Annotated in this window: 4 protein-coding genes; all 4 read right to left on the bottom strand. The window is 40.2% G+C overall.

Features of this window, described 5'->3' with window-relative positions:
* Positions 1 to 910: DEAD/DEAH box helicase (locus ASV53_RS22875; protein WP_141226299.1), on the bottom strand; the 910-nt coding region annotated here is incomplete at its 3' end.
* Complete coding sequence (locus ASV53_RS22870; RefSeq protein WP_094958824.1) at positions 895 to 2,616, bottom strand: dsDNA nuclease domain-containing protein; 1,722 nt, start codon at positions 2,614 to 2,616, stop codon at positions 895 to 897. The genes ASV53_RS22875 and ASV53_RS22870, both read right to left, overlap by 16 nt.
* A 299-nt stretch (positions 2,617 to 2,915) precedes the next feature.
* Positions 2,916 to 3,689, bottom strand: a complete 774-nt coding sequence (locus ASV53_RS22865; RefSeq protein ID WP_239928896.1) for a hypothetical protein — start codon at positions 3,687 to 3,689, stop codon at positions 2,916 to 2,918.
* 92 nt (positions 3,690 to 3,781) lie between these two features.
* Entirely contained in the window at positions 3,782 to 4,438 is a 657-nt protein-coding gene (locus ASV53_RS22860; RefSeq protein ID WP_094958823.1) for a ribonuclease H family protein, read from the bottom strand.
* Between the last annotated feature and the right edge of the window lie 62 nt (positions 4,439 to 4,500).

Here is a 4,500-nt window from a genome sequence, read left to right as displayed (position 1 = left end):
CAGGATATGAATTAATAATTTTTTCTAAGCACTTATTTTTATTCGTTATGTCGTTCGCGCCAATGTCGTATTTGTGAATATTCAAAGCGACGGTGCTAAATTCAGAAGGAATAAAAGTGTATTCACGGTTGAGAGAGCTCATACCTTGAAGAGCATCAATGTAAGGTCCTATCATGTAAAACTGTTTAGAGATAGTAAGTAGCTTACTCAGTGCTATATTTAGGGCAAAAATCCTAGGCCTAGATAGTTCATCTTTAGTATCAGCAAGCTTATAGAATTCATCAATTATAAACAAATCGATATTTTTTAAGTCTTCTCGCTCGTTTACTCGCTCTTGTGTGAAGATATAGATAACTTTGTCTTTACGTTTAAGCTGAGAGCCATGGTGAATAATTTGGTATTCGTGGCCAAACCGCTGCTGTATTCGTCTTCTAGTTTCATCAATCAGTGCAATTGTAGGTACAACAATAACTATCTTATTGAACTGATTCTCTGCTATGAGAGCATCAACAATGACACTTTTACCCATACTTGTTGGAGCACTTAAGACAACATTTTTACCGGATGTAAGCAACTGGAAGACTTTTGCTTGCATTGAATGGAAAATAAAGTTGTCGTCAAAATTACTTTTATATACATCAAGTACGAACTCTTTCTCTGGCGAGAGGTTCGTAAAGTATTTTTTTAGGTACGGAAACAGGCCTGCTTTTCGAAGTAAGTTTTGAAACAGCAAACTCTGATTTTCAAATAACGGTAAGACATCTAACGCTCGAATAAGTAGCTCTTGGCCAATAGGGGCTAATTTAGGTGAAGACAAACATTCATTAGCTTTTTTTAGGTAAGAGAAAGCACTCAACTTCTGATGTTGAACATCTTCTAGGTAAAGTCTAGGGTTTAAGCTATTTTCCATTGTGATGACACCTGAGTTTGAACTGCATTTATGAGTGAATTTAGTGATGGGGATGGATATAAGTAGACCTCTATATGAAGGTCCTCATAAAAATCATCTTCAGCGATTAACTGGTCAACTAGAGCTTTAAACTGTGTAGTAGCTTCACTTATCAGATGGCTTTCAAAATCTAGAGCCATATTTTTGGAGTTACATTCAAGGTGATCTGATTCATAGCCAATAAAGAACACAAATTTAAACCTGTGTAGGTTTTTGTCTAGAGAGCAACAAGCTGCGAGGATGTCATCAATATCATGCTCGAGGAGATAATTCCCAGCTTTTGCTTCAAGGATTTTTTCTTTTTGGTTAGAGAAAGCATCAGAAGCGAGCAAATTATCAAAGTCTTGCACGATATCTGAAAGAGAATAGTGTTCATCGATAAGTCTACTAAACCCCATGAGTAGCTTATCAGGAAGATGATCATCTAAAAGTATATGAATATTATCAAAGCAAGTCTGTTGATTATCGTCAAAGTATAGGTTAGCAGCAATTGGCTGAGTTTTAGATTCTGTTCTAATTGTCGAATGCAGTAATGCTTTTGCAACTAGTTCATTAAGAAAATCAGTTTGTTTATGGTAGCGCTGGGTAAATAGCGTGAACTTAGTTGTTACGTTTTGAGGAGAGTTATCTGCAATTTCATTTGGAAGTAGTAAGACTTCATGAAACCAACCGTAAATATTCTTTGCTATTAAATCATAACTATACTTATTTCGGTGGTATTGCCCTTGAAGCCCCGTCCATATTTTATCGCCATTAAAGTTATAAGTGTCATAAACATTACTGTCATTAAAAAATGAGGAAAGTACCGTTTGAAGTTGATTGCTAGCAGTTGGGTATACCTTTATATGCTCGTTACTATGGTTAGCATAATGTTCAATTTCTGCATTAAACCACGAAATGAAATCACTTCGATGATAAGATTTATCCGCCATAGACTTTAGGACTCTTGATGCAGCCCCCTTCTTAAATAAACTATTTAGCAAAGAGGCAAGAATACGCTCAGGATCACCATTAGCACTTAAGTAAACACCTTTGTTCTGAGCTGACTGCAGGATTAACTTTGTACATCGCAACTCAAGAAGTTCTGGCGATGAGACAACCTCCCATTCTGCATGATCCAGCCAATACTCGACGTCATTCCCATTAGGAGAGACAAAAGGAGGTTTTTTATTTGGTCTATTCCGTTTGATACAGTTCTGCAATCTTTTTAAGAGTGCAGGTCTACGTTCGAGCTTCTCATAACGAACATCTAATGAAGTTTTTAGGTATTTGAGAGAGTCTGTAACTTCTCTAAGCGTTAAGATCCGAAAATAACCAGGTAGCTCCCCTTTATCACACAAAATTGACTTGTGTAGGATAGAATCCTCATTACTAACAATTTGATCATTGCGTTGCTTTCCCGTAGGAGGAACTACTTTAGTTGTTGCTTCTGCAAAATCTTGTACACACCACTTGGTATCCCCATCGGTCGTTTTGACTTGAACATATTCGATTCTGTCGTGATATATCAAATCGATATCATCAACAACTTCACAACGTACAGATACAAGTGATTTATCTCTTAGCATATTCAGGACATAGTAAGCTGCAGCTAAATTTTGATATGTGAAGCCTTTTAAAGCAGCAACACCACCACTATCAGATTGTTCCATAACCGCTTGGCTCATGTTTCTATCCTGTATAGGCTTATGATTTTATTGTTTTTATGACGACTATTCATGATACCACTTACTAATGCTTATTCAAATGTAGGCATAGCAGGTGTTTTACATAACAATCAGAACCAATAGAAACAAATTTCCCTATTTGTCGATACATTAACGCAATGGATTTCATGACCACGATCTAGCGCTTAATAACTCTGTAAACTCGGGAAAAAGCATAAATGTATTACTACACCCATACATACGGAAAGGGAGCAGCCACATAACGCAGCTGCTCCCTTTGTTTCTTCAAATAATCTCAATTACTTCAACTCATAAAACAGTCCGTTCAGTACTTCTTCATCCAACAACTCAATTCGCAAACCATCAAACTCATCGACAAACCTCACCTTCGCTAAGCCATACTCCGTCGAAACCTCATCCAATGATAGATTTTCTATCTCACATTTATTCTTTGCTCGTCTCGCCTTGTCATTCAAGGCAGTAACCGTCTTGTTTAAGTCGCCATTAATTACCAACGCTGGCTTAGCAAGCAACAAATGACGCGCAGATGGGTAAAGCTTACCTTGATAGAACATTGGCTTAGACTGACCTTTCAGCTTCTCACGCTCACCATGAGAGACGGATAGCGCATCCTCGACCGCAATGCCAGCCTTAATGCGATTCATTAGCGTACTTTGCGCCACACCTAGCTTTCTAGCCGCCTCGCGCATACTGGAATACTTGATCCCATCAATGACAACACCTTTACGGTACGGAGCTGTAGGACGCGGTTCCAGCTCTAATGCTTGAGAAAGTGTCCAGCCTCGCTTGGTCATGCGTTCATTAACCAGTTTCGGTTCAAGACCATAGTGACGGGCAGCAGCAGAACGGGACTTAAACGTTCTCCCGTCTACCACAAGATGTTCGGCACGATTGTCAGCAGGTGATGGTTCAAGGTCAACGGCCTGCTCGAGCGTCCAGCCAATACGAATGCGCTTCTGCACACGTTTAACAGGCAGATCACACGCAGCAGCCAGTTTTGCGATACTCGGGAAAGCCACACCCTCAACGGTATATGTTTTTGAAATTGTCATAATTCTTCCCTCAAAGATCAGATAAAAATAACCCCACAGAGCCTGTCAGGACAAGCCAGACAGACTCAGCGGGGTATTAACGTTGAATGCAATTAGAACGGAGCATCATGGGTATCCGGTTTATCTACCTGTTTCTGACCCAGCGCCACCTTGCCTTTTATCTGCTCATACAGCTCAAACATGCTTTTAATGAGATCAAGGTTCGCAGGTGGTTTACCCGCAGAGTTCAACCAGCCTCGCTCCTTCCAATCGGGAGCCAAATGACACAGAGTACGCTCCACACTGTCGTCCAGCCCGATTATTTCAACAGAATCCGCGTTAGCATTAATAGCGCCATCCGCCAGCTTCATAGCCGCACTAGCCAGCTCAAGACGCTTCAGTGGTACCTTTGCCCCCGGAGTAGTCTGAACAACATACACTGTCCCGTCAGAATGGGAAATTGTTGATGCTTTACCACCAGTGCCGTGCTTGCAGGTCAGAATGATATGTTTCTTTTCAGGCTTGGATGTAGCAGTTTTGAGCTCAAGGAAGTTAGCTAAGTGATCAAGTGTCGGTTTACCTTGTGTCGGTGATGAACCGTAAATGCGATTACGCTTTGGTTTATCTCTTTGCTTTCGCTTGTCTCTCTCATCAATTTTGACAAGCAAATAAGCTTCAGCATCATCATTACTCGAAAACTTTCGGCTATGCCCACCAGCTTTGTTTTGCGTGATCTTTGAGCATTCAGCCCATGTCTTACGAATCCCCACAAAATACCTTTGTAGTTCAATAAGTAGACACGCACCTTACCTTCTGATCTAATGAATTCACC

This window comes from Photobacterium sanguinicancri, from assembly GCF_002265265.1.
Taxonomy (GTDB): domain Bacteria; phylum Pseudomonadota; class Gammaproteobacteria; order Enterobacterales; family Vibrionaceae; genus Photobacterium; species Photobacterium sanguinicancri.
Note: the sequence above shows the minus strand (reverse complement) of the source record. Positions and strands in the feature narration are given on the sequence as shown.